We start from the raw sequence: 24,228 nt of genomic DNA on the forward strand, positions 1-24,228 counted from the left end.
CCCGTCCCGGCGACGTCCGCGTCGCCACTCCAGTCCTCCGCATCCGGAAGGAACCCCGTGTCCGAATCGCTCACGGTGAGCCGCCCGCCGACCGCAGCCGCGCCGCCCCGTCGGCGTCCGTCGGCGACCAAGCGCAAGCAGAACCGCGCCGCCTACCTCTTCGTACTCCCGTTCTTCGTCGTGTTCGTCGCGATGCTCGTCGTCCCGCTGGTCTACTCCGGTTACCTCAGTCTGTTCGAGAGCAAGCTCATCGGCGGCGAGGTCTTCGCCGGTTTGAACAACTACGTGCGGGCGTTCCTCGACCCGGGATTCCTCTCCGGCGTCGGGCGGATGGCTCTGTTCCTCGTGGTGCAGGTGCCCATCATGCTGGGGCTCGCGCTGTTCTTCGCGCTCGCGCTCGACAGCGGCCGGGCGCGCGCGTCGAAAGCGGCGCGGCTGCTGATCTTCATGCCGTACGCGGTGCCGGCGGTCGTCGCGACGCTCATGTGGGGCTACCTGTACGGACCCGACTTCGGTCCGATCGCGCAGGTCGCGCGAGCTCTCGGCCTGGGCACGCCCGATCTGCTCGCGGGCGACACCATCCTCGGGTCGATGATGAACATCGTCACGTGGGAGTTCGTCGGCTACAACATGATCGTCATGTTCGCGGCTCTGCGGTCGATCCCCACCGAGTTGTACGAAGCGGCGGAGATCGACGGCGCGAGCCAGCTCCGGGTGGCGTGGAGTATCAAGATCCCGGCCATCCGTCCGGCGATCCTGCTGACCGTCATCTTCTCGATCATCGGCACCTTCCAGCTCTTCAACGAGCCGAGCCTGCTCAACGCGATCGCGCCCGACGCGATCTCGAGCGCGTTCACGCCGAACTACTACGCCTACAACCTGGCCTTCATCAACCAGGACCTGAACTACGCGGCCGCCCTGGCCTTCCTGCTCGGGGTGGTCATCGCGGTCGTCTCGTACGTCGTGCAGCTTGGGGCGCAACGTGGCGAGCGGCGGGAGAGGAATCAGTCGTGACCAGGATCGAACCGCGGGCAGCCGCGCCCGCACGCCGAGCGGCCGGCCGAACGCGGCCCCGGCGTCGCTACGCTCCCGAACGGCGCCGCAGCCTCCTGCTCACGCTGCTGCTCTGGCTGTGCGTGCTCTACTTCGTGCTGCCTCTGCTGTGGCTCCTGATCGCCTCGACGAAGGACAACGCCGACCTCTTCTCGAGCTTCGGGTTCTGGTTCGGCGAGCGGTTCTCGCTCGGAGAGAACCTCGTGACCGTGTTCACCACGCGGGACGGCATCTTCGGACGGTGGATCCTCAACACCGTGGTCTACGCCGTCGTGTCGGCAGCAGGCGCGACGTTGTTGGCGACGATGGCGGGGTACGCGTTCGCGAAGTATCGGTTCCCCGGCGACAAGGTGATGTTCAGCCTGACGCTCGGCGCCGTGATGATCCCCCTGACCGCCCTCGCGCTGCCGACCTACTTGCTGTTCTCCTCGGCGGGTCTCACGAACACGCCCTGGGCGATCATCGTTCCTTCGCTGGTCAGCCCGTTCGGCGTCTACCTCATGCGGGTCTACGCCGCCGACGCCATCCCGGACACCCTCATCGAGGCGGCCCGCGTGGACGGTGCGGGCGAATTCCGCACCTTCTGGCAGGTGGGACTGCGGCTGCTCGCGCCCGGACTCGTGACGGTCTTCCTGTTCTCGCTCGTGGCGACCTGGAACAACTACTTCCTGCCGCTCATCATGCTCAACAGTTCCGAGCTGTACCCGCTGACGGTGGGGCTCGCGCAACTGCAGGCTGCGAGTTCGGCGGGCGGGGGATCGCAGGCCCTGTTCTCGACCGTGATCACCGGGTCACTCGTGTCGGTGCTGCCCCTGATCGTCGCGTTCCTCGTGCTGCAGCGGTATTGGCAGACGGGGCTCGCGACCGGAGGTGTGAAGGGCTGACCGGAAGCAGCGTCAGCCGGAGATCTCGACGACCACGCGGCCGTCGACCTCGCCGCGCAGGATGCGGTCCGCGGCCTGCTGAACGTCGGCGAGGGGCACGGATGCGGTGATCGAGTCGAGCAGGTCGAGATCGAGGTCGGTGGCGAGTCGCCGCCACGCCTCGAGCCGCTGCTCCCGCGGGCACTCGACGGAGTTGATGCCGACGAGGGTCACCGCGCGCAGGATGAAGGGCATCACGGTGGTCGGCAGCTCCGCGCCGGCGACGAGTCCGCACGCGGCCACGACGCCGCCGTAACGCGTCTGCGCGAGCACGTTCGCGAGCGGAGCGCCGCCCGCCGAATCGACGGCCGCGGCCCACCGCTGACTCTGCAGCGGCTTGCCCGGCTCCGCCAGCTCGGCCCGGTCGAGGATGCGGGTCGCGCCGAGGCGGTGGAGCCCCTCCGCGTCGTCGGGGTGACCGGTCGCGGCGACGACCTCGTGCCCGAGCCGGGCGAGCAGGGCGGTGGCGATCGATCCCACCCCGCCCGACGCGCCGGTGACGAGCACCGGTCCGTCCGGGTGGTTCTCGACGGCCATGACGGCGAGCATCGCGGTGAAGCCGGCTGTGCCGATCGCCGCGGCCCGGCGGTTGTCGATCGCCTCGGGGAGCGGCACGAGCCAGTCGCCCGGCACCCGGGCCCGCTCGGTGTAACCGCCGTCGCGGGTTTCGCCGATGCCCCAGCCGTTGAGCACCACCCGGTCGCCGCGCTCGAAGTCGGCGTGGCCCGATTCGGTCACGCGACCGACGAGGTCGATCCCGGGCACGAGCGGTGACGTGCGGGCGACCCCGCGATCGCCGCGCAGCGCCATCGCGTCCTTGAAGTTGAGGGAGGAGTACTCGATGTCGACGGTGACCTCGCCCGCCGTCGCGTCCGGCTCGGGGTGGTCGTCGACGAACCGGGTCGTCGTCTCGCCGTCGTCGTTCCGGGTGACCGTCCACGCGCGCATGGGCACACCCTACGCGTGCCGGCTCGACCGGCGAGTGGACCGGGAGATCGCGCCGCCGGGTCCCGTCCCGCCCGGGATGCACCCGGCCAGCGACGACTCGACCCCGGCGGTGATGCAGCGAGCGCGGATCCTCGCGGCGGCACGCAGCGTGTCGCCACGGAGATCCGCTCTCGCTGCACGTCGACGATCCCCCGGTGGTCGCTTCGAATCACCGGCCGAGGATGGCAGCGACAGCGGATGCTGGAGCCGCCGCGCCGTGGGGAGGCCATTGTTTCCGGCGCGTCGCCACTGACATCCGCTCTCGCTGCAGCGCGCCGAGGGTTCGCGCGCGCGAGAGCCCGTGCCCGGTGGCGCGACGCGGTAGGTTCCCGACATGGACCTGTGGCTCATCATCGGCGTCGTGGTCGCCGCGCTCCTGGCGGTCGGCCTCGTGTTCGACGTGCTGCGCCGCCACGCGCGCACCGACGAGACGGAGATCGCGCACGGCGACTTGCGGGATGCGCAGGCGTTCGATGACGGGTCGCGCGGCGTTCCGCGCGCGGACGGGACGCTGGGTCCCGGCAGCGGCTCCGCGGGGTCCGGTTCCTGACTCGACCTGCCGGCGACGGGCCGTGACCACCGACGGTCGGACCCCGACCCGTGCTGGAGCGGGGACCGACGCCGCCCGTCGGGTCACCGACGCCCTCCGAGCACGCCACGCCACGCGGCCGTGAACGCGCGGCGCGCGTCGGCGTTCACGAGCACGTCGACGTTGTCGACCCACTGCTCGATCGAACCCACCCCGTGCGGGAGGGCGCGGACGGCGGCGTCGCGGATGCTGTCGCGCACGAGCTCCGGCACGGGACCGACCCCGCGGAACGGCCGATCCCAGAACGGCTCCGTCGCGGCGTCGGCGGTCGGCAGGCCGACCTCGCGCTGCAGTGCGTGCATCCGCTCGATCGCCGCGACGAGAGCGGCTTCCCGTTCCCGCCAGTCGCCCGCGTCGAGGGCGCGTCCCAGATCGTCCGCGGCGGCGCCCGCGCGGGGGAGACCCGCGAACATCGTGCCGAACCATTTCGAGTAGGGCGGCCAACGCCGCTCGAGCAGGAAGCCGAGGTGCATCACCACGCGGGTGAGGCGTGCGGCGATGATGCCTGAGCCGAGGTCGTCGCCGCGCTGCCCGGCCCGGCCGAGGAACGGCAGCTCCTGCCCCAGGCGCGCCCAGTCGGCCGCGACGACGTAGCGCCAGAGGTCGTCCGGATACCACTCGAGGCGCTCCCGCATCCGGGTGAGCGCTCCATCGGTGTCGGCGAACACGGGGCCGCCGACCACCTCGAGCACGGCCTGACCGGTGAGCGACAACCACTCGGACGCGTCGAGGGTCTCCGACGGGGCGACGCCCAGCCGCGAGATCGCGAACGCGGACGCCGTGGTCACCTCCACCTGGTGGCGGGGCTCCGGATGCCACGTGGTGCCGAACCGCACCGGCGAACCGCCGAACGACTCCGGCAGCCGCAGCTCGAGGAGCGCATCGATCTCCGGCGCGCGCCCGTCGGGCACGAGGAGAGTGAGGCGGAGGCCCCAGTCGTGATCGCGGGAGGTGGCGTCGTCGAGGCCGAGCACATCCGACCCGCTGCCGAGCCGGGCGGCCGCGTGCGGCAGTCCGGGCGGCATGAGCGGCAGCACCGCATCCGTATAGAAGCGGCGCGCGAGTGCGATGCCGGTCATGCGACGTCCTTGTCGTGCGGGCGGGAGCGCGGCTCAGCCGAAGAGGACGCGCGCCTCGTCGTAGCGGTCCTGCGGCACCGTCTTGAGCTTGCCGAGCGCATCCTCGAAGGGCACGTGCACGATCTCGGTGCCGCGCAGTGCGACCATGCAGCCCCAGTGCTCCTCGAGCACGGTGCGCAGCGCGGCCATGCCGAGTCGCGTGGCGAGCACGCGGTCGTACGCCGACGGGGTGCCGCCGCGCTGGATGTGGCCGAGGGTCGTCGCGCGGGTCTCGATGCCGGTGCGCTCCTCGATGAGCGGGGCGAGGTGCTCACCGATGCCGCCGAGACGCGGGCGGCCGAACGCGTCGAGGCCGCGCTCCGAGTGCACGTCGGTCATCGTGTCGAGTGCGAAGCCCTCCGCCACGACGACGAGCGGCGCGCGACCGCGATCGTGCGCGGAGGTCACCCACTCGGTGATCTGCTCGATCGAGGTCTTCTGCTCCGGGATGAGGATGCAGTGGGCGCCGGCGGCCATGCCCGAATGCAGCGCGATCCAACCGACGTGCCGGCCCATGACCTCGGCGATCATGCAGCGGCCGTGGGAGTCGCCCGTGGTGCGCAACCGGTCCATCGCCTCGGTGGCAATCTGCACCGCGGTGTCGAAGCCGAACGTGTAGTCGGTGGCAGAGAGGTCGTTGTCGACCGTCTTCGGCACGCCCACGATGCGCACCCCCGCATCCGTCAGCCGCTTCGCGGCGGCGAGCGTGCCCTCTCCGCCGATGGCGATGAGCGCGTCGATGCCGTTGCGTTCGAGCACCGTCTTCACCCGCTCGGCGCCGCCGTGCTCGAACGGATTGGTACGGCTCGTGCCGAGGATCGTGCCACCCTGCTTGCTGATGCCCATGATCTGGTGGCGCGTCAGCGGGATCGTCGTGTCGTCGACGAGACCCTTCCACCCGTTCAGGAAGCCGACGAACTCGTGCCCGTACACCTGGAGGCCGGTGAACACGATCCCGCGGATGACCGCGTTGAGGCCCGGGGCGTCACCGCCGGAGGTGAGGATGCCGATCTTCATGCGCCTATCTTGGCGGATCGCGCGCGATCCGCCGCATCCTAGAGAGACGAGCGACGGGAGAACCATGCCAGAACACACCGATCGATCCATCCGCGTCGAGCTGATCGGCGGCCCGACCGCCGTGATCGACATCGGCGGACTCCGCTTCGTCACCGACCCGACCTTCAACCCGCCCGGGCCCCAGGCCTCGGGCACCTCCGTGCTCACCAAACTCGTCGGCCCGTCGCGCTCGCCGGACGAGCTGGGCTCCGTCGACGCCGTGCTGCTCTCCCACGACCAGCACGGCGACAACCTCGACGACGCGGGCCGCGGGTTCCTCGCCACCGTTCCGGTGACGTTCTCCACCGTCGCCGCGGCGGAGCGGATCGGCGCGGGTGTCACCGGTCTCACGCCGTGGCAGCGCACGACCCTCCGCCGGCCCGACGGCCGGGACCTGTTCGTCACCGCGGTGCCCGCCGTCCACGGCCCCGACGGGATGGAGGCCTCTTCCGGACCGGTCATCGGATTCGTGCTCCACGGCGACGACCTGCCGAGCGTGTACGTCAGCGGCGACAACGCGTCCCTCCGGGTCGTGGAGGAGGTCGCCCACCACCTGGGCCCGATCACCTTCGCGGTGCTCTTCGGCGGCGGCGCGCGAGTCGCGCGGCTCGACGCGTTCCTGACGCTCACGAGCGACCAGCTCCCCACCGCGACCCGGCTGCTCGACGCGGCCAAGATCGTGCCGGTGCACAGCGAGGGATGGGCGCACTTCACCCAGGATCAGGCGTCGATCCGCGCGGCGTTCGACGGGAGCGACGTCGCCGACCGCCTCGTGCTGCTCGAGCCGGGGGAGCACGCGATCCTCTGAACCGGGCGGCCACCTCGACCCGCACTCGCTTCCGGCGTCGGGGGCGGCCGGGTAGCGTGGCGGGATGCTCGAGCCGGTCGGTACGGATGCGGTGCTGCGCTGGCAGCGGTTGTGGGGCGTGGCCCGCGGGCTCCCGCCCGCGGACCGGCTCGACGGGGCGTTGCGCATCCCCTACGGCGGCGCGACGCGGCAACTCGAGTACCTCGTCTTCGACGACGCCGCGGTCGACGACGTCGCCGCTCTCGCGGCCCGCACCCGCGCGGCGTGGGTGACGGTCGTCACGCCCGAGCCGCTTCCGATCTCGGCGCGACTCGCGGCGCGTGGCCTGCACCTGCGGAGCGCATCGGAGACGCTCATGGCCATCTCGTGGGCGGACCATCCGCGGCGACCGTTGCCCGAGGGCTACCGCGCCGAGACCGTGCGGGACGCCACTCACGTGGTCACGGTCCGCGTCGTCGACGCCACGGGGGAGCTCGCCGCGCAAGGCACCCTCGCCGTGGACGGCGACGACGCGGTGCCCGACCGCATCGAGACGCAGCGCGCGCATCGCCGCCGCGGGCTCGGCGCCGCCGTGATGTCGGCTCTCGCCGACCGGGCGCGCGACGAGGGCGCGACCCACGGACTGCTCATCGCCTCGATCGAGGGCGAGCGGCTCTACTCCTCGCTCGGCTGGCGCGCGCTCTCGCCGGTCGTCGTCGCGGTCTCCCGGGTCTGAGCCGCCCCGCGCGAGTAGCGTGGCGGCATGAAAGAGCTCGGCGACGTCTCCCTCGGGCTGGCCGGCGCGCTCGGCCCCGATCGCATCGGCCGGCTCGCGGTCGAGATCGAACGGGCCGGGTTCTTCGGGCTCTGGGTCAACGACACTCCGGGAGGCGACGCCCTGACCGCACTCGCCGCCGCCGCGCGAGTGACCTCCCGCATCCGGCTCGGCGCGGGCGTGATCGCGCTCGACCGGCGTCCGGCCGAGCAGATTGCGGCGGCGCTGGGCGACCTCCCGCAGGAGCGGCTCGTGCTCGGACTCGGCGTCGGCCGTGGCAGTCGGGGGTCGCTCGACGGCATGCGGGACGCGGTCGCCCTGCTGCGCGAGCGCACCGAAGCGTCCGTGGTCGTCGGCGCGCTGGGCCCTCGGATGCGCGGACTGGCGGCGCGTGTAGGGGACGGGGTTCTGCTCAACTGGCTGCCCGCCGCTGCTGCCGACGAGCAGCGGGCCGAACTTCAGCGCGTGGCCGCCGATGCTGGGCGGCCGGCGCCTCGCACGATCCTGTACGTGCGCACGATCGTCGACGACGCGGCCCGTCCGGCGCTCGAGCGCGAGGCGGCCCGCTACGGCGGAGTGCCCGCCTATGCGGCGAACTTCGAGCGCCTCGGTGTCGAGCCGATCGACACGACGCTCACGCCGCCGCTCGAGGAGGGCATCCGCACCTACCGCGGCGCCGTCGACGAGCTCGTGCTGCGCGCGATCACCGCGGACGACGCCGAGCCCTCCTACGCGCGGTTCATCGAGACGGCGGCCGCCGCGCTGGCGTGATCGGGCGCAGCGCTCGTACGCGGTGACTTGCGGACAACTGCTGTTTCGAGGTCGGTCATGACCGCAGATGTCCGCAACTCGAGCACACAGCGGGGGTGCGGACGCGGTTCGATGACCGCGCCCCGCTTCGGGCGCGGATGCGGCGGGAGTCGCCGGGGCGGCATAGGGTTCCAGCGTGATCCCCGTGCAGACCGTCTACGCGCCGCGGGACCCGGTCGCGCTGCGGCCGACGCTGTCGCCGCTGCAGCGGGGCGCGGCGGATCCGACGCTGCGGTGGGACGCCGCGGGCGCATGGATGACCATGCGCACGCCGCACGGCATCGCGACCCTGCACCTCGCCGGCACGCGGGAGATCACCGCGCGGGCGTGGGGACCGGGCGCCGAGTGGGCGATCGACGGCGTGCCCGAGCTGCTCGGTGAGGGTGACGACTGGTCGGAGCTCGACCTGTCGGGCAATCCGTTCCTCGCCGAGGTGCGGCGCACGAATCCGCACCTGCGGCTGAGCCGCACGCGGCGCGTCTTCGAGGCGCTCGTGCCGGCCGTGCTGGAGCAGAAGATCACGACCCTCGAGGCCCGACGCGCGTGGCGGTACCTGCTCGCGAAGTACGGCGAGACGCCGCCCGGGCCCGCTCCGCTCGGCATGAAGGTGTTCCCGGCGCCGGAGGTGTGGCGTCGCATCCCGTCGTGGGAGTGGCACCGCGCGGGCGTGGGACCGCAGCGTTCCGAGACTGCGGTGCGGTGCGCATCCGTCGCCGCCTCGCTCGAACGCACCCTCGAGCACGGGCGCGGCGGGGAGCAGGTCGCGCGGGCGCTCACGTCGCTGCGCGGCGTGGGGGTGTGGACGGCGGCGGAGACGAGCCAACGCGCCCACGGCGACCCGGATGCGGTGAGCGTCGGCGACTACCACCTGCACGACATCGTCGGCTGGGCCCTGATCGGCGAGAAGGTCGACGACGCCGGGATGATGGAGCTGCTCGAGCCGTGGCGCGGCCACCGGCAGCGGGTGATGCGGCTCATCCTCGCGAGCGGGCGGATGCCGCCGAAGCACGGCGCCCGTATGACGGTGCAGGACCACCGCTGGCACTGAGCGCGTGCCCGTTCCCTGAGCTCGTCGAAGGGGATCGCCGTGGGACCGGCTTCGACGGGCCCAGCGAGCGTTCCGTTCCCTGAGCCTGTCGAAGGGAACAGCCGCAGCACCGGCTGCGCACTCTGCGTTGTGGACCGTGAACCAAACCCGCGCGGCGACGGCGTGCATCCGCCTACCCTGTCGCGGTGCACCTGCTCTGGAGGACCCTGCTCACGCTGTTCCGCTCGCGCCGTGGCGAACGGCTGCACTTCCACGACCTCGCCCGACTGCCGTTGCGGGTGAAGGCCGCGGACCTCGACCTCTTCGGCCACGTCAACAACGGCGTGTATTTCTCGCTCATGGACCTCGGCCGCATGGACCTGCTGCAGCGATCCGGCGTGTGGTCCCGGATGCGCGCAGCCGGCATCGCGCCGGTGGTCGCGAGCGAGACGATCACGTTCCGACGCTCGCTGCAGCCGCGGCAGAAGTACGTGCTCGAGACGCAGGTGCTCGGCTACGACGACCGGTCCGTGTTCGTCGAGCAGCGATTCACCGTCGACGGCGAGATCTACGCACGCGGCTGGATCCGCGGCCGCTTCGTGCGGCCCGGCCAGGGGCCGGTGTCGCTCGCCGAACTCGAATCAGTGGTCGGCGAGTCGCTCGGTGACCGCGAGCTGCCCGACTGGCTGCTGCGCTGGTCGGCGGATGTGGCACTGCCGTCGACGCGGAACCCCGCGCCGAGCGTCTGGGAGTGACGCGGCCGGCGCCCAGTGTGCCTCCATCCGACGTTTCCGCCCCCGATCCGGCCGGAATTCGTCGGATGAAGGCACGCTCGGCGGTCTGCACACGACCGGTCGCGCCGCGTCAGACCCCGTAGGGGAAGACGCCCTCCGGGTCGTGCCGCGAGCGCACGGCGGCGAGGCGGGCGAACGTCTCCTCCGTCCACGCGGACTTCCATGCCGAGTGCTCCGACGGGTAGCTCGCGAAGTTGATGGTCGTCCTCGCGGACACCCACGGGTCGAGCTCGTCGACGACGTGTTGCGCCGCTGCGGGGAGCACCGCGTCGAACAGGTCGGGCACCGGCGCGCCGATGAGCATGAACGTGAAGCCCGGTTCGCGGCCGCCGACCGCGGAGCCGCCATCGACGTCGTGGGCGGTCGCCCCGCCGAGGTGACGGATCTCCGTCGCGATGAACGGCAGGTCGGTGCCGGCGCCCAGCAGACCGAGCAGGCGGGTCGCGAAGTCCTGGTCGATGTGGTCGAGCATCATGCCGCGACCCCAGCTCGGTCCCGGCTGGTCGGGGTCGCTGTGGATGCGCGCCATCTCCGCCGGCGGCAGCTCACCGAGCGCGTCGAGGTGCGTAGGAGCGGCGGCGCGCAGGGGCGCGGCGAGCCGTTCCCCTTCCGCCGCGTCGCCCGGGAAGGCGAAGCGCACACTCAGCATGCGGCGACCGCGGAACACCTCGGGTACGAACTCGAGGTCGGGAAAGCGGATGATCGCCACGCTCGTGGTGACGCGCGGGTCGGCGTCGGGCGTCCACTCGACCCACGCGCGCAGCGCCGCCTCGATGTGCGGCTCGTCGAAGAAGAGCGACCCCGCGTACAGCCCGTCGAGCTGCACGAGCCGCAACGTCAGCTCGGTGACCACGCCCAGGCCGATCTTGCCGCCGCGCAGCGCCCAGTAGAGCTCCTCGTTCTCGTCGGCGCTCGCCTGCACGAGCTCACCGTGCCCGGTGACGACACGGAACGACTCGACGTAGTCGGAGCTGAACCCGTGGCTGCGGGCGAGCGGCCCGAGACCGCCGCCGAGCAGGTAGCCGACGACACCCACGCTGCCGGAGGCGCCGGGGATGGCCGCGAGACCGTGCTCCGCCGCGGCCGCGAGCACCGCGCCCCAGCGGGCGCCGGCACCGATGACCGCGACCCGTCGCTCGGGGTCGACCCGCACGCCGGTCAGCCGCGACGTCGTGATGAACAGCCCCTCGCTCACCGGCGCGTGCGCCCCGTGCCCGGTGGACTGCACCGAGACCGGGTAGCCGTGCTCGCGGGCGAAGCGCACCGCCTCGACGACGTCGTCGGCGCTCGAGGCGCCGACCACGACATCCGGGGTGTGCACGACGGCGCGGTTGTGGGCGAGGATCTCCTCGGCGTAGCCGGCGTCCGCCGGCGTGAAGACGGGACCGGCCACCCGGTCGGCGAGTGCAGCGCTCATGGCCGGATGGTAGACCCGGCCGCGGACCCCCCGAAAGAGTCTCAGGTCACCGCTCGCGGTTCGGGCGACGCGAGGGGCGCGAAAAGCCCCGCAAAAGGCGCGGATGAGGGGCCTTTCGCGCCAGTGGACATAACGTGGAGCGTCGAGCGTGCGGCGTGCGGCGTGCGGATCAGGCGGGCAGCACGAGCTCTCCGTCGACGCGGCGCGGGATGCCGAGCGGGTTGCCCTCCTTGAGGGCATCCGGCAGCAGCGCGTCCGGCACGTTCTGGTACGCGACGGGGCGCAGGAAGCGGTTCATCGCTGCCGTGCCGACGGAGGTGGTGCCGACCGCGGTCGTCGCCGGGTATGGGCCACCGTGCTGCTGCGCCCAGGTGACCGAGACGCCCGTCGGCCACTGGTTCCACAGCACACGCCCCGCCTTCTCGGCGAGCACCGGCAGCAGCTCGGCGGCGATCGCGTCGCCGTCGTCGCCGATGACGGTCGCGGTGAGCTGACCCTCGAGGATGCGGGCGATCTCGAGCAGATCGGACTCGTCTGTGTAGGTCGCGACGACTGCGCCGGGGCCGAACATCTCGGCGAGCAGGTTCTCGGGGTCGCGGGTGAGCGCCTCAGCGGTCGTCGTGAGGATCGTCGGGGCGGGGTCCGTCGACGCCATGGGCAGGTCGCCGTTGAGCACGTCGACTCCCGGGCGTCCGCTCGTGTTGCGCACCGCGCGCACGTATCCCTCGTGGATGCCGGGGTAGAGCAGCGGGGAACCGCCGGGCAGTGCGGCGGCGGCGAGTCGCTGAGGGATGTCGGAGTCGGCGGGCACGACGAGCACGCCGGGCTTGGTGCACAGCTGTCCCGCGCTGCCGGTGAACGACGCGACGAACGCGTCGGCGATCTCCTGCGGCCGAGCGGCGGCCGCCGACGCGGTGACGAACGCGGGGTTCACGCTGCCGAGCTCGCCGTAGAACGGGATCGGCTCGAGCCGCGACGACGCGATGTCGAACAGCGCGCGACCTCCGGCGATCGACCCGGTGAACGCGGCGGCCTTGATGGCGGGAGCCTGGAGCGCGTGCACACCGGCATCGGACCCGAAGATCGTCTGGAAGAGGTGCTCCGGAGCGCCGGCCGCGGTGAGCGCCTCCGTCGCGACGCGCGTCGTCGCGGCCGAGAGCTCCGGGTGCCCGGGGTGAGCCTTGAGCACGACGGCGTTGCCCGCGGCGAGGGCGCTCGCCGTGTCGCCGCCGGCGACCGAGAACGCGAACGGGAAGTTGCTCGCCGCGAAGACCAGCACGGGGCCGATCGGTTCGAGCTGCCGGCGGATGTCCGGACGCGGCACGCCCATCGGCCACTCCGGGTCGGCGTGGTCGATGCGGGCGTCGAGCCAGGTGCCCTCTTCGAGCACGTCGCCGAACATCCGCAACTGGAAGGTGGTGCGGGCGAGCTCGCCGCGCAGGCGAGCCTCGGCCAGGTGAGTCTCCTGCTGCGCGAGCGGCACGAGCTCGTCGCCCGCGGCATCCAACGCGTCGGCGACGGCGCGCAGCACGCGGGCGCGGTCGGTGAGCGGGGTGCGCTTCCAGGCGGCGGACGCGTCGGCGGCGCGGTCGACGACGCGGTCGACCTCGTCGATCGGGGTGTCCTGCACGGTCATGGGGTGATCCTTCCCTCGATGTCCAGTTCGGCGACGTCGGAGAGCCGCAGCGGCACTCCGATCGGACGTTTCTGCAGCGGTTCGAGTTGTTCGCGGGTCCACGCGCACCCGGAGTGCTCGGCGGTGAGCTTCGACACCGCGAATCCGCACACGCGCCCCTGGCACCATCCCATGCCCGGCCGGGCGGTGACGCGCACGTCCCGCGGATCGTCAGCGTCGAGTCCGGTCACCGTTTCGGCGATCGCGGCCGCGTCGACCTCTTCGCAGCGGCACACGATCGTGTCGGGTCGCACCCAGTCCGACCAGGCGCGCGGCACCGGACTCGCCCGGTGCATCCCGATCGCGAAGCGGCGACCGCGGCGGATGCGGCGGGCCAGCCGGCGGGAGCGCTCGGCGGGTGCCGTGGCGGCCGCGTCGGCGACGGCGGTGAGGGCGGCGAGCTCGCCTTCGGCGCACGACTGCACCGCCCCGCCGATGCCGGTGGTCTCGCCGGCGGCGTAGACGCCGGGGAGGGAGGTGCGCTGGGCGTCGTCGACGCGCACGACGAGCGATTCGTCGACGTCGATGCGGGTGTCGAGTCCGAGGTTCACGGCGAGCTCGAGTTGCGGGGTGAAGCCCCATCCGAAGGCCACGAGGTCCGCCTCGAGTTCCCGTTCGGTCCCGGGGCGCACGCGTCCGGCGCCGTCGACGCGTGCCGTCACGACGCTCTCGGCCCGACCGCGCCCGCGCACCTCGGTGACGATCGTGCGGGTGCGGTACGGGATGCGGTCGCGCAGGAAGGTGCGCGCGTAGCCGACACCCTCGAGCAGCTTTCCGGGCTCTTGCGTCGCGCGCAGCGGGGTGGCCGCCCAGCGCGACAGCGCGTTCGCCTCGCACACCGCGACGACCTCGACGCCCGCGTCGGCGAGCCCGGCCGCGACGGAGAGCAGGAACGGCCCGGTGCCGGCGACGACCGCGCGGCGGCCGGCGACCACCTGGTTCGCCTTGTAGAGCGCCTGCACACCGCCGGCGGCCATGACGCCGGGCAGCGTCCAGCCCGGCACCGGCAGCTGCCGGTCGTACGCGCCGGTCGCGATCACGAGGCGATCCGCGTGCACGACCCGGTCGGCGGGAGCGCTCGCGTCCCGCCCGGCCGTCGGGGTCATCCGCAGCGCGAAGGGGGCGCCCTCCGGGCGCAGCACCTGCCACACCTGCCGTCCGGCGAGATGCAGCACCCGACCGGCGTCGACGGCGCGCGACAGGCGGGTGCGCAGGTCGCGGAAGTGCGGCCAGTGGTGGTGCCCGGTGCTCTCGGGTCGGGCGTAGGAGTCGAGGTGCCGCTCGTCGGGGTGCCGCCAGTACTGGCCGCCCGCCTGCGGGGAGGCGTCGACGAGGGCGACGGTGAGCCCGTTCTCGGCCGCGACGACGGCGGCGCTCAGACCGGCGGGTCCGGCGCCGACGACCGCGAGGTCCACCTGGCGCTCCGCGACGCCCACGGTCGGATCACTCATCGGCGGCCCCCGGCAGGGGCAGCGGGGTGCTCGGATCGGCGGAGCGCACATCCTGACCCGGATGCGCGGGGGTGACGCACGCGCGCTGGCTGCGCTGCCCGTCCACGGTCACCAGGCAATCGAAGCACACGCCGATGCCGCAGAAGAGTCCGCGCGGTCGCCCCTCGACACGCGTGGTGCGCCAGGACGAGATGCCGTTGGCCATGAGGGCGGCGCCGATCGACTGACCGGGAACGAAGGGCACCGGCGTGCCGTCGAAGCGCAGCTCGGCGCGCGGGTCGGTCGGGCTCACGCGGCGAGCACCTCATCGAGTCGTTCCGGGCGGAAGGGGGCGAGATCGAGGTCGGGGGTGACGCCGCGCAGCGCCTGCACGAGCACCTTGGCGGTGCCGACCGACAGGCCGATGCCGGCGCCCTCGTGCCCCGCGGCGTGCCAGAGTCCGGGCATCCGGGCGTCTTCGCCGATGACGGGCAGGTGGTCGGGGCAGTAGGGGCGGAAGCCCGAGTAGGCGCGCAGCAGCTGCACGTCGGCGAGCACCGGGAACAGCGCGATGCCGCTGCGGGCGATCCGTGCGATGGCCTCGTTCGAGAACGTCTCGTCGAAGCCGACGCGCTCGCGGCTCGCGCCCATGAGGATCGTGCCGCTCGGCGTGCCCTCGACGACGGGGGAGACCTGCAGCGCGGCGTCCGAACTGGCGACGTCGCCGACGTACTCGGCCGCGTAGACCTTGTGGTGCACGGTGATCGGGACCGGCTCGGTGACGAGCACGAAACCGCGGCGGGGGAGCACCGGGAGGGTCAGCCCGGCGAGCTCCGCGACGTCGCCGCTCCAGGCGCCCGCGCAATTGATCACGGCGCCGGCGTCGATGCCGCCGCCGGTCGTCTCGACCCCGATCGCGCGACCGGCCCTCGTGCGGATGGCCCGCACGTCGGTGTGCGTGAACACTCGGGCGCCCGCCTCCCGCGCGAGGCGCAGCAGGTGGTGGGCGGCGAGCACGGGCTGCACTTGTGCGTCATCCGGGTAGAAGGCCCCGCCCACCGACTCGGGGTTGAGGTACGGCTCGATCTCGCGCAGCGCGGCGGTTCCGGCGACGGCCTCCACTCGGATGCCGAGCTCCCGTTGGTGCGCCGTCAACGCGGTCAACGACGCCATGCTCGCGTCGCTCCCGGCGACGACGAGGCCGCCCTTCGATTCGAACTCCCAGTCGGCGGCGTGCTCGGCGAGGTCCTCCCGCCAGATCCGCTGCGAGTAGAGGGCGAGCTCGAGCTCCGGCCCGACCTCCTTGTCGGAGACGAGCAGGTTGCCCTCGCAGCGGCTCGTCGTGCCGGCGGCGATCGATCCGCGTTCGACGACGGCCACGCTCAGGCCCGCGCGCGCCGCGAAGCACGCGGTCGCCGCCCCCATGATGCCCGCGCCGATGATGACGACGTCGGCGCTGCGGATGTCGATGCTCATGCAGTGCCCGTGTCGACCTCGACCGGGGGCACCTCGCCCGCCCAGTCGGTGCGCACGTGCTCGATGTGGGCGTACACGAGCTCGCGGGCGCGCGCCGCGTCGCGCTCCTGGATGGCGTCGAGCATCACGTGGTGCTCCTGCGCCGACGCGGCGAGGCGACCCTGCTCGAAGAGGGCCGAGAGTCCGAACAGCCGCGTCTGGGAGCGCAGCGAGGCGACGAGCTCGATGAGCCGCTCGTTCTGCGCGTAGCGCAGGATCGCGAGGTGGAAGTCGCTGTCGGCGGTGAGGTAGCTGACGAGCTCGCCCCGGGCTGCGTGGGTGACGATGAGGTCGGCCTGGGCGCGCAGCGCGGGGAACGCGTCGTCGGGGATGAGCGGGGTGGCGCGCTCGACGGCCGGCGGCTCGAGCAGCAGGCGCAGCTCGGTGACCTCGTTGAGGTCCTTCGCCGACACCTCGGTCACCTGGAAGCCGCGGTTGGGCAGGGCGACGACGAGTCCCTCGCGGGCGAGGTCGAGCATGGCCTCGCGGATGGGCGTGGCCGAGACGCCGAACTGCTCACCGAGCGTCGGTGCCGAGTAGACCCCGCCCGGCTGCATCTCGCCGCTGATGATCGCCGACCGCAGCGCCTTCTTGACCGTGTCACGGATGCTCGGTTGCTTGCTGAGGCGGACGACGTTGCGCAGTTCGACGGTGGGCGTGGTCATGGGGTGGCCTCCTGCATCGTGATCGACGGTCGATCCGGTGAGCGGTTCATGATCCGCTCGCCCAGGCCGAGGATCGCACACCGGGCCCGGTCACAGCAGGAATCCCGTCGGGAACGGGTCGGTCGGGTCGAGCATGTACTGCGCCGTGCCGGTCACCCACGCGCGACCGGTGATCGTCGGAACGACGGCCGGGATGCCCGCCACCGTCGTCTCCTCGACGAGCCGGCCGGTGAACGACGTGCCGATGAACGACTCGTTCACGAAGTCGGTGTCGAGCGGCAGTTCGCCGCGGGCGTGCAGTTGGGCCATCCGTGCGCTCGTGCCGGTGCCGCACGGGGAGCGATCGAACCAGCCCGGGTGGATCGCCATCGCGTGACGCGAGTGGCGGGCGGTCGAGCCCGGTGCCTCGAGGTACACGTGGTGGCAGCCGCGGATGGCCGGGTCGAGCGGATGCACGGGCTCGCCGGCGTCGTCGATCGCCCGCATGATGTCGAGGCCGGCGCGCAGCAGGTCGTCCTGGCGGGACCGGTCGAAGGGCAGGCCGAGCTCGTCGAGCGAGACGATGGCGTAGAAGTTGCCGCCGAACGCGAGGTCGTAGCCGACGGTGCCGAGCCCGGGCACCTCCACCCGCTGGTCGAGGGCGACGACGAACGACGGCACGTTGCGGATGGTCACCTTGTCGGCGTGCCCGTCGCTCACGTGCACGTCGGCGACGACGAGGCCCGCGGGGGTGTCGAGGCGGATGGTCGTGACCGGTTCGACCACCTCGACCATGCCGGTCTCGACGAGCACGGTCGCGACCCCGATGGTGCCGTGGCCGCACATCGGCAGGCACCCGGACACCTCGATGAAGAGCACGCCGAAGTCGGCGTCGGGCCGCGTCGGCGGCTGCAGGATGGCGCCGCTCATGGCGGCATGACCCCGCGGCTCGGTCATGAGCAGCGTGCGCAGTCCGTCACGCTCCTGCATGAACCGGATGCGGCGCTCCTCCATCGTGTCGCCGGGAAGCACCCCGACCCCGCCCACGATCACACGGGTGGGCATGCCCTCCGTGTGGGAGTCGACGGCGTGGAAGACGCGCTGGGTTCGCATCGGCGGGGCTCCTGATTCAGCGGTAGCCCTTGGCCAGAACGGCCTCGGTGTCGGCGATGATACGCGTGTGCACGTCCTCGGGAAGCGGCAGGCGCGGCGGGCGGGTGACGATGCCGCCGAAGGCGACCCCGGCGACCTCTTGCGAGAGCTTGATGGCCTGCACGAACCAGGTCTTCGAGTCCCAGCGCAGCAGCGGGTGCAGGTCGCGGTAGATGTCGCGCGCGCGACCCCAGTCCTGCGGGTCGTCGGAGGTGGACAGCGTGTAGAGCTCGACCGTCGCGGCCGGGATGGCGTTCGGGTAGCCGGCGACCCAGCCCTTGGCTCCGTTGATGCCGAGCTCGAGAACGACGTCGTCGGAGCCGATCGACACGTCGAGGCCGGGGGCGAGCTCCTTGATCTCGTAGGAGTGGCGCACGTCGCCCGAGAACTCCTTGACCGAGACGATGAGGCCCTCGTCGAACAGCCGCGCGAGCAGGTCGGGTCGCAGGTCGACCTTCGTGTCGATGGGGTTGTTGTAGGCGAGGATCGGCAGTCCGACCGCCGCGACGCGGCGGTAGTGGTCGATGACCTCGTCGTCGCTCGCGCGGTAGGCGTTCGGCGGCAGCAGCATGACGGCGGGGGCGCCGAGTTCGGCGGCGTGCTCGGTGAACCGCACGCTCTCGAGGGCCCCGTACGCGCCGACGCCGGGGATGACCGCGGTGCCCGCGGGCGCGGCCTGCTGGGCGGTGACGAGCACCTGCCTGCGCTCCTCCTCGGTGAGCGTCTGGTACTCGCCGAGCGACCCGTTGGGGATGATGCCGGTCACGCCGTTGTCGGTGACGAAGCGGATCTGCTCGGCGTACGCGTCGTGGTCGATCGACAGATCGGCGCGGAACGGCAGCGTGGTGGCGAGATTGACCCCGTGCCAGGGTTTCGTGTCGGTCATTCGGGGTCCTCGGCAATCGTCGTCGGGGTGGTGCCGGATGCGGTCGCATCGTCGGCGAAAGAAGGTGCAATTGCAATAGTAGCGTCCGAGCGGGGCGGAAGGACGAGCCGCTGCCGGGGTTCCTCGTTGCCCGCGCGGTCGGTCGCGCCGAACTCGATCACCTGCTCGGAATCGGTGAGCGCGCGCACGAACGCCTCCTGGAACGTCGCGAGGAAGGTGCCCGGTCCCTGCCAGCGGATTCGCTCGACGCCGGACACGTCGTCGATCGCACTCAACGTGATCTCGACGCTCGCGCCGAGTTCTACGACGCGCGCGGCCGAGCGTGGCGGGGTCAGGTCGAGGGAGAGCTCCCGCGCGGCGTGACCCGCCCTCCCGGACGCGCCGGTGGCGCGGGCGCTCACCCGGCGAACGCCCTCGTCGGCGAGCTCGAACGGCGCGGTGTACGGCCGCCACGGTCCGTCGTCGATGCGCACCTCGGTGTCGGGCGCCCGGCCCTCGCCGTCGCGGGGTGCGTCGAGCTCCACCGCCTCGACGCGGATGAGCGGCGGGGTCGTGTACCAGCCCGACGCGGCGGGAGTCCCGTCGACGTGGATGAGGACGGCGAGAGGTGCGCCGCCCTCGGCGGGCTCGGGAGGGAGGGTCCAGACGGTCGCCCCGTCGGGTCCGTCGCCGCGCCAGCCGGGCGCGGCCCCCTCGGCGATCTCCACGCGCGCCCGCCGGCGCACTCCGTCGCGTGCGAGGTCGGCTTCGGCGCCGGCGACGAGCACCCGTTCCAGCTCGGCGCGGCCGAGCAGCCCGTCGGCGCGTGCCCGTTCGCCGGCCTCGAGCAGCCGGTCGAGAAAGTCGGCGCGCGTGGTGGGGGCCGCTGCCGCCCAGAGGTCGTCGAGCAGGCCGGTGTCGTCGGCACGTCGTCGCACCGGCACTCCGGTCGTCCGGCCGGCGAAGGCGACTTCGGCATCCTCGGCCCGCACGTACACGTGGTACCGCTCGTCGCCACCCGTCGCGAGGGGGGCGAACGGCACCCCGCCGACCGTCTCAGCGGTGGCGGACTCGAGCGGTGCATCCGTGAGCAGCGCATCCGTGAGCCGCGCATCCGTGAGCAGCGTGCCGTCGAGCATCCGTCGACCCAGGAGGGGCAGCCCGAGCGTCGTGGTGGCGTCCGAGCGGGCGGCGAGCACGACCGCGCCGCGCTCGAGGTGGTGCAGTCGTGGGTCGTCGATCGTCGGCACGGCGCGCACGCCGGTGGGCAGTCGCAGTTCGAGCTCGTCTCCCGGGGCCCAGCTGCGTCGCACGGTCGCGTATCCGCCGGGTGCGGCGTCGATCGCGAGCGTCTCGGACCCGACGCGGGCGGAGGGTGCGGTCACGAGCCACTCCGGCAGGCGCACGTGCATCGTGAGGTCGACGGGATCGGCGGCTCCGTCGAGGCGGTCGACGCGCAGGCGGACGACGGACCCGTCCGTGCGGAGGGCGACGCGGACGCCGGCCTCGTCCCAGCGCAACTCGCTCGGCACGAAGAGGTTGACCCACAGCTCCCCGTCGCCGTGCAGGAACACGGACTCCTGGTACTTGACGTGGTTCTCCAGCCCGGTGCCGCCGCAGCACGTGCCGACGTTGTCGTACTCCGGCAGCGCCCCCGGGTGCACCGGGAACATGTAGGTCACCTCGGGGCTCGAGTCGGAGTCGACGGCCCGGCAGGAGCCGAGAATCTGGTTGAACGTCGCGCGTTCGATGTAGTGCATGAAGCGCGGGTCGCGGGTGCGCAGGAACAGCAGGCGCGCGATCTTGACGAGGTTGTACGCGGCGCACGTCTCCGCGTTGCGATGCCCGATGTGCCCCGCGACCGTGGCGGGCGGACCCCACAGTTCGCTCTCGCCGGTGCCTCCGTGGGCGAACATCCGCCCCGGCACGATCTGCTCCCACAGGCCGAGCACCGCGTCGAGGTACCGGCGCTCGCCGGTCGCCTCGAACTCGAGCAGGTAGCCCACCAGTTGGGGCAGGTGTTGGTTGGCGTGCATCCCGGTGAGCACGTCCTCGTGCCGGGCGCCGGCGTCGAGGAGGCGGTCGAGGTCGAACAGTCGCGCCGTCTCGAGGAACTCCGGCACGCGCGCGACGACGCTCAGCCGCGCCATCGTCTCGTTCATGCCGCCGTACTCGCCGGCGATGTAGAGCGACCACATCCGTTGCAGGCGCTCCGGTTCGAGCCGCGACAGGCGCGAGTGCACCCAGTGCCCCATCGCGGTCACGACCTCGAGAGCGCGGGCGCTCCCCGCGAGCTCGAAGGCGTCGAGCAGCCCCGCCATGATCTTGTGGCAGGTGTAGTACGGGGCCCAGATCTCCCCGTACGGAGCGAACTGCTCGAGGCGGGAGAACTGCCATTCGCCGTAGGCGGCGAGGAATCCGGGATGCGAGTAGCGGCCGGTCGCGGCGAGCGTCTGCTGCACTTCGGCGAGGCCGGCGACGAACTCGTCGATCTTCGCGAGCAGGGCGGGGTCGCGCTCGCCGGCGTAGGCGAGGGAGAGCATCGACAGGAAGTGTCCGGCGTAGTGCCCGCGCAGCAGGTTGGCCGTCTGGGCGTTCTCGCGTCCGGGGTAGTCGGCCTCGCCCCACGCCTGCTCCCGCGGGTGGCCGAAGTCCTCCCAGGTGCCGGGCGCCGCGGCGCCGCGCGTGTCGAGTCCCGCGTTCGCGCGGAACACGGCGAGCAGCCGGTCCACGGGGTAGACCCGGGCGAGATGCAGCATGCGGTCGCGCGCCGCGGCGAACGGGCCGGCGTCGTCCAGCCGCACCCGATCGAGCGCGAACGGCTCGAGGGTGCGGGTGAGGGTCGCCGACGGCGAGGAGGTCGGCGTCATCGGGCACCCAGGTGTGCGCGGGTCCACTGCTCGACCCCGCTCGCGTCGATGGGCAGCGCGTCGGAGAGCACGTCGGATCCCGTCGCCGTCACGAGCACGTCGTCTTCGAGGCGCACGCCGATGCCGCGCAGTTCCGGCGGGAGCGTCAGGTCGTGGGCGTGGAAGTACAGACCCGGTTCGACCGTCATGACGACACCGGGCTGCATGTCGGCGCCCATATAGTCCTCGTAGTGCGCCTGACTGCAGTCGTGCACGTCGAGGCCGAGGTGGTGGCCGATCCCGCACGCGAGGTAGCGCCGGTGCTGCTGACCCTGCGGGGAGAGCGCCTCGTCGACCGACACGGGCAGCAGTCCCCAGTCGTGCAGCCCCTGGGCGACGACCTCCATCGCGGCGAAGTGGAAGTCGAGGTAAGGCGTGCCGGGCCGGATGCGGTCCAGTCCCGCGCGATGCGCCCGCTCGACGAGGTCGTGCACGTCGCGCTGCGTGCTCGAGAAGGTGCCGCTCGCGGGCACGGTGCGGGTGACGTCGGCGGTGTACAGGGTGCGCGCCTCCACCCCCATGTCGAGCAGGAGCGCCGCATCCTCGAGCACCGGCCCGTCGCACTTCACCCAGTGCAGGATCGGCGCGTGCGCGCCGGAGCCGACGATCGTCGAATAGCCCGGGCCGTTGCCGAAGGTGCGCGCGTGGCGGTCGAAGGTGCCCTGCAGCCAGCGCTCGCCGAGGCCGTCGGCGATCGCGCGCGGCACCTCCGCGACGACGGCGGCGAATCCGGTCACCGTCGCGTCGATCGTCTGCCGCAGCTGGCCGATCTCCCACTCGTCCTTGATCATGCGCAACGTCGAGAGGGCCCGGCCGAGGTCGGCCGAGGCGGTGAGGTCGAACTCGCGCAGCGTGGTCTCCGGCACCGAGCGCGAGGCGAGCCCGCCGCGCAGCTGGGCGGAGCGCGCCGCCAGTGCGGTGAGGGGTTCGACGTCCATGCCGAGCGCGCGGCGCCACGCGGGCAGGCCGGCGCTCGGACCGACCCACAGTTCGCCGTGCAGCGCATCGCTGAAGAAGCCGTCGTCGCCCGGGCGGAACGGCGGCGGCATGAAGAGCACCGCGTCGTGTCCCGCGGCGGCGGGGAGCATCACGAGGATCGCGCCCTCGACCTGGCACCCGGTGAGCCACACGAAGTCGCTGTCGGCGCGGAAGAGGTAGGCGGCGTCGTCGTTGCGGATCGGCGCGGTGCCCGCCGCGACGACGATGACGGATCCGGGCAGGGCGGCGCTGAGCCGACGCCGGTGCTCGGCTGCGGCATCCGCTGCGCCCTCCGGCAGGTCGGCCGCGACCTCGACGTCGTCCCAGCCGCCCGCGATGAAGCGGGTGAACGCGGGGATGTCCTTCAGCCGCGGGTAGCGGGTGCCGGCGTAGGGCGGTCGCGGATGCGTCGTGTCGGTCATCGCCGGTTCCCTTCTGCGGTGAGCTCTCCGCCCCGGTCGCGCACGAGTTCGCGCAAGCGCGTGAAGGTGCGTCCGGAGCCGATGCCGTCGTGTTCGAACTCGTTGGTGACCCAGTACTGCGCGTTGCCCACGCGGGTGAGCGTGTCGAGCTGCAGGTGCGCGTCGACGTACATGTCGTCGAAGTAGACGGCCGCGGCGACCGGCACGTCGTTCGCGGCGAGACGCTCCCGGTCGTACAGCGGCGACCACTCGGTGCGCCGCGCGAGTTCGTGCACGGCCGGCGCGAAGCCGCGCAGCAGGCGCACCTCGTCGAACATCCACGGGAAGGCCATCTCGCCGGTGAACAGCAGCGGCCGCCGGGACTCGTCGAACTGCGGACGGCGGTCCCGCTCGGCCTGCGCCGCCCATCCGGTCGGTCCGTTGTCGGCGTCGCCGTAGATCGACTCCTGCAGCGTCCAGAACAGCGGGTTGCCTGCGCTCGAGGTGAGCGTGAGCACCTCGCCGAGGAACGCGGGGGAGAGGCGGCCGGGTTCGGCGAAGGACTTCTCGAGGAGCCAGTGGATGCGTTCGAAGCCGGGCTTCATGCCGAAGTCGATGCCGAGGGACTGGAAGCGGCGCACGGTGAGCACGTCGCCGTCGGGCAGCAGCACGTCACCGGCGGCGAGCACGTCCGCGATCGCGGCCACCCGCTCGACGTCCTGGGGGTACCGGCGGTAGAACTCCGCCGTCTTCTGCTCCACGCGGGTGAAGGTGCGCCGGTACACCTCCGCGGCGCTCGCCGGGATGCCGGGCACGCCGCCGCAGATGTAGCACGCGGTGAGCGCCTCGGGCGCGGTCGACAGGTAGGTCATGGTGAGCCAGCCGCCGTAGCTCTGCGCGAGGGTCGCCCAGCGGCGCCCGCCGTACAGCTCGGCGCGCACGCGCTCGAGGTCGCGCACGATCGAATCGGCACGGAACAGGGCGAGGTGGTCGGCGCCCGCGGTGCCGTCGCCCTGGCGGGCGACGATCTCGGCGTCGAGCGGGGTGCTCAGTCCGGTGCCGCGCTGATCGACGAGCACCACGCGGTAGTGCCTGAGCGCCTCCTCGAGCCAGCCGCCGGGGCTCAAGGGGCGCGGGTTCGCGCCGCCCGGTCCGCCCTGCAGATACGTGAGCAGAGGCAGGTCGTCGTCGCGGCGGTCCGGGTCGACGAACTCGCGCACGAACACCGAGATGTCGCCGCGATCGGGGCGCGACCAGTCGAGGGGCACGGGAATCGTGTGTTCGGTGACCCAGAGGCCCGGCATCGAGTACTGCATGTCTCCT

At 72.4% G+C, this 24,228-nt stretch carries 22 protein-coding genes; 8 read left to right on the forward strand and 14 right to left on the reverse strand.

Features of this window, described 5'->3' with window-relative positions:
- Positions 1 to 57: 57 nt before the first annotated feature.
- Positions 58 to 1,014 (forward strand): carbohydrate ABC transporter permease, encoded by a 957-nt coding sequence (locus CLV46_RS00425; protein ID WP_245866403.1) that lies wholly within the window; start codon positions 58 to 60, stop codon positions 1,012 to 1,014.
- Positions 1,011 to 1,937: a carbohydrate ABC transporter permease gene (locus CLV46_RS00430; protein WP_211282113.1), complete on the forward strand. Its 927-nt coding sequence runs from the start codon at positions 1,011 to 1,013 to the stop codon at positions 1,935 to 1,937. Before CLV46_RS00425 ends, CLV46_RS00430 begins: the two co-directional genes overlap by 4 nt.
- Before the next feature lie 12 nt (positions 1,938 to 1,949).
- Here the strand turns inward: CLV46_RS00430 and CLV46_RS00435 are convergent, their stop codons facing one another.
- A complete protein-coding gene (locus CLV46_RS00435) occupies positions 1,950 to 2,924 on the reverse strand; it encodes an MDR family oxidoreductase (RefSeq protein WP_100362972.1) in 975 nt (324 codons plus the stop codon).
- A 373-nt stretch (positions 2,925 to 3,297) separates the two neighbouring features.
- Between CLV46_RS00435 and CLV46_RS00440 the strand changes: the two genes are divergently transcribed.
- Positions 3,298 to 3,513 carry a hypothetical protein gene (locus CLV46_RS00440; RefSeq protein WP_100362973.1) on the forward strand — a complete coding sequence of 72 codons (216 nt, stop codon included), beginning with the start codon at positions 3,298 to 3,300 and terminating at the stop codon, positions 3,511 to 3,513.
- An 83-nt stretch (positions 3,514 to 3,596) separates the two neighbouring features.
- Here the strand turns inward: CLV46_RS00440 and CLV46_RS00445 are convergent, their stop codons facing one another.
- Positions 3,597 to 4,631 (reverse strand): DUF4037 domain-containing protein, encoded by a 1,035-nt coding sequence (locus CLV46_RS00445; RefSeq protein WP_100362974.1) that lies wholly within the window; start codon positions 4,629 to 4,631, stop codon positions 3,597 to 3,599.
- A 33-nt stretch (positions 4,632 to 4,664) separates the two neighbouring features.
- Positions 4,665 to 5,687 carry a 6-phosphofructokinase gene (locus CLV46_RS00450; RefSeq protein ID WP_100362975.1) on the reverse strand — a complete coding sequence of 341 codons (1,023 nt, stop codon included), beginning with the start codon at positions 5,685 to 5,687 and terminating at the stop codon, positions 4,665 to 4,667.
- 64 nt (positions 5,688 to 5,751) lie between these two features.
- Here CLV46_RS00450 and CLV46_RS00455 point away from each other — a divergent pair, with 64 nt between their 5' ends.
- The 5 genes from CLV46_RS00455 (at position 5,752) to CLV46_RS00475 (ending at position 9,880) form a co-directional block, all read left to right on the forward strand.
- Entirely contained in the window at positions 5,752 to 6,534 is a 783-nt protein-coding gene (locus tag CLV46_RS00455; protein ID WP_100362976.1) for an MBL fold metallo-hydrolase, read from the forward strand.
- Between the two features lie 64 nt (positions 6,535 to 6,598).
- A complete protein-coding gene (locus tag CLV46_RS00460) occupies positions 6,599 to 7,249 on the forward strand; it encodes a GNAT family N-acetyltransferase (protein ID WP_100362977.1) in 651 nt (216 codons plus the stop codon).
- Positions 7,250 to 7,276: 27 nt separating this feature from the next.
- Complete coding sequence (locus CLV46_RS00465) at positions 7,277 to 8,059, forward strand: LLM class flavin-dependent oxidoreductase (protein WP_100362978.1); 783 nt, start codon at positions 7,277 to 7,279, stop codon at positions 8,057 to 8,059.
- A 175-nt stretch (positions 8,060 to 8,234) separates the two neighbouring features.
- The gene (locus tag CLV46_RS00470) at positions 8,235 to 9,146 is read left to right on the forward strand and encodes a DNA-3-methyladenine glycosylase family protein (RefSeq protein ID WP_100362979.1); all 912 of its coding nucleotides are present in this window, start codon (positions 8,235 to 8,237) and stop codon (positions 9,144 to 9,146) included.
- Positions 9,147 to 9,331: 185 nt separating this feature from the next.
- Entirely contained in the window at positions 9,332 to 9,880 is a 549-nt protein-coding gene (locus CLV46_RS00475; RefSeq protein WP_100362980.1) for an acyl-CoA thioesterase, read from the forward strand.
- A 109-nt stretch (positions 9,881 to 9,989) separates the two neighbouring features.
- Here CLV46_RS00475 and CLV46_RS00480 read toward each other — a convergent pair whose 3' ends face one another.
- The 11 genes from CLV46_RS00480 to CLV46_RS00530 form a co-directional block, all read right to left on the reverse strand.
- Complete coding sequence (locus tag CLV46_RS00480) at positions 9,990 to 11,336, reverse strand: FAD-binding oxidoreductase (RefSeq protein WP_100362981.1); 1,347 nt, start codon at positions 11,334 to 11,336, stop codon at positions 9,990 to 9,992.
- A gap of 169 nt (positions 11,337 to 11,505) precedes the next feature.
- Complete coding sequence (locus CLV46_RS00485; RefSeq protein ID WP_100362982.1) at positions 11,506 to 12,972, reverse strand: aldehyde dehydrogenase (NADP(+)); 1,467 nt, start codon at positions 12,970 to 12,972, stop codon at positions 11,506 to 11,508.
- A complete protein-coding gene (locus CLV46_RS00490) occupies positions 12,969 to 14,462 on the reverse strand; it encodes an FAD-dependent oxidoreductase (protein WP_100362983.1) in 1,494 nt (497 codons plus the stop codon). Before CLV46_RS00490 ends, CLV46_RS00485 begins: the two co-directional genes overlap by 4 nt.
- Positions 14,455 to 14,754 (reverse strand): (2Fe-2S)-binding protein, encoded by a 300-nt coding sequence (locus CLV46_RS00495; protein WP_211282114.1) that lies wholly within the window; start codon positions 14,752 to 14,754, stop codon positions 14,455 to 14,457. The genes CLV46_RS00490 and CLV46_RS00495 overlap by 8 nt, the downstream gene beginning before the upstream one ends.
- Positions 14,751 to 15,917 carry an NAD(P)/FAD-dependent oxidoreductase gene (locus tag CLV46_RS00500; RefSeq protein ID WP_100362984.1) on the reverse strand — a complete coding sequence of 389 codons (1,167 nt, stop codon included), beginning with the start codon at positions 15,915 to 15,917 and terminating at the stop codon, positions 14,751 to 14,753. Before CLV46_RS00500 ends, CLV46_RS00495 begins: the two co-directional genes overlap by 4 nt.
- A complete protein-coding gene (locus CLV46_RS00505; protein WP_100362985.1) occupies positions 15,914 to 16,621 on the reverse strand; it encodes a GntR family transcriptional regulator in 708 nt (235 codons plus the stop codon). The genes CLV46_RS00500 and CLV46_RS00505 overlap by 4 nt, the downstream gene beginning before the upstream one ends.
- 90 nt (positions 16,622 to 16,711) lie before the next feature.
- A complete protein-coding gene (locus CLV46_RS00510; protein ID WP_100362986.1) occupies positions 16,712 to 17,713 on the reverse strand; it encodes a proline racemase family protein in 1,002 nt (333 codons plus the stop codon).
- A gap of 16 nt (positions 17,714 to 17,729) precedes the next feature.
- Positions 17,730 to 18,638: a dihydrodipicolinate synthase family protein gene (locus CLV46_RS00515; protein ID WP_100362987.1), complete on the reverse strand. Its 909-nt coding sequence runs from the start codon at positions 18,636 to 18,638 to the stop codon at positions 17,730 to 17,732.
- A complete protein-coding gene (locus CLV46_RS00520) occupies positions 18,635 to 21,487 on the reverse strand; it encodes a beta-L-arabinofuranosidase domain-containing protein (RefSeq protein ID WP_100362988.1) in 2,853 nt (950 codons plus the stop codon). Before CLV46_RS00520 ends, CLV46_RS00515 begins: the two co-directional genes overlap by 4 nt.
- Complete coding sequence (locus tag CLV46_RS00525; protein WP_100362989.1) at positions 21,484 to 22,926, reverse strand: aminopeptidase P family protein; 1,443 nt, start codon at positions 22,924 to 22,926, stop codon at positions 21,484 to 21,486. Before CLV46_RS00525 ends, CLV46_RS00520 begins: the two co-directional genes overlap by 4 nt.
- On the reverse strand, positions 22,923 to 24,221 hold the full coding sequence (locus tag CLV46_RS00530) for an alpha/beta fold hydrolase (RefSeq protein ID WP_100362990.1): 1,299 nt from the start codon (positions 24,219 to 24,221) through the stop codon (positions 22,923 to 22,925). Before CLV46_RS00530 ends, CLV46_RS00525 begins: the two co-directional genes overlap by 4 nt.
- Positions 24,222 to 24,228: the final 7 nt, after the last annotated feature.

It is taken from the genome of Diaminobutyricimonas aerilata, from assembly GCF_002797715.1.
GTDB classification, from domain to species: Bacteria; Actinomycetota; Actinomycetes; order Actinomycetales; family Microbacteriaceae; genus Diaminobutyricimonas; species Diaminobutyricimonas aerilata.

What these genes read in the sequence shown, in the direction of transcription:
- CLV46_RS00515 (WP_100362987.1), bottom strand. Translation starts at nt 18,638, where the DNA reads ATGACCGACACGAAACCCTGGCACGGGGTCAATCTCGCCACCACGCTG.
- CLV46_RS00440 (WP_100362973.1), top strand. Translation starts at nt 3,298, where the DNA reads ATGGACCTGTGGCTCATCATCGGCGTCGTGGTCGCCGCGCTCCTGGCG.
- CLV46_RS00465 (WP_100362978.1), top strand. Translation starts at nt 7,277, where the DNA reads ATGAAAGAGCTCGGCGACGTCTCCCTCGGGCTGGCCGGCGCGCTCGGC.
- CLV46_RS00460 (WP_100362977.1), top strand. Translation starts at nt 6,599, where the DNA reads ATGCTCGAGCCGGTCGGTACGGATGCGGTGCTGCGCTGGCAGCGGTTG.
- CLV46_RS00435 (WP_100362972.1), bottom strand. Translation starts at nt 2,924, where the DNA reads ATGCGCGCGTGGACGGTCACCCGGAACGACGACGGCGAGACGACGACC.
- CLV46_RS00480 (WP_100362981.1), bottom strand. Translation starts at nt 11,336, where the DNA reads ATGAGCGCTGCACTCGCCGACCGGGTGGCCGGTCCCGTCTTCACGCCG.
- CLV46_RS00455 (WP_100362976.1), top strand. Translation starts at nt 5,752, where the DNA reads ATGCCAGAACACACCGATCGATCCATCCGCGTCGAGCTGATCGGCGGC.
- CLV46_RS00510 (WP_100362986.1), bottom strand. Translation starts at nt 17,713, where the DNA reads ATGCGAACCCAGCGCGTCTTCCACGCCGTCGACTCCCACACGGAGGGC.
- CLV46_RS00450 (WP_100362975.1), bottom strand. Translation starts at nt 5,687, where the DNA reads ATGAAGATCGGCATCCTCACCTCCGGCGGTGACGCCCCGGGCCTCAAC.
- CLV46_RS00500 (WP_100362984.1), bottom strand. Translation starts at nt 15,917, where the DNA reads ATGAGCATCGACATCCGCAGCGCCGACGTCGTCATCATCGGCGCGGGC.
- CLV46_RS00525 (WP_100362989.1), bottom strand. Translation starts at nt 22,926, where the DNA reads ATGACCGACACGACGCATCCGCGACCGCCCTACGCCGGCACCCGCTAC.
- CLV46_RS00485 (WP_100362982.1), bottom strand. Translation starts at nt 12,972, where the DNA reads ATGACCGTGCAGGACACCCCGATCGACGAGGTCGACCGCGTCGTCGAC.
- CLV46_RS00530 (WP_100362990.1), bottom strand. Translation starts at nt 24,221, where the DNA reads ATGCAGTACTCGATGCCGGGCCTCTGGGTCACCGAACACACGATTCCC.
- CLV46_RS00445 (WP_100362974.1), bottom strand. Translation starts at nt 4,631, where the DNA reads ATGACCGGCATCGCACTCGCGCGCCGCTTCTATACGGATGCGGTGCTG.
- CLV46_RS00520 (WP_100362988.1), bottom strand. Translation starts at nt 21,487, where the DNA reads ATGACGCCGACCTCCTCGCCGTCGGCGACCCTCACCCGCACCCTCGAG.
- CLV46_RS00505 (WP_100362985.1), bottom strand. Translation starts at nt 16,621, where the DNA reads ATGACCACGCCCACCGTCGAACTGCGCAACGTCGTCCGCCTCAGCAAG.
- CLV46_RS00490 (WP_100362983.1), bottom strand. Translation starts at nt 14,462, where the DNA reads ATGAGTGATCCGACCGTGGGCGTCGCGGAGCGCCAGGTGGACCTCGCG.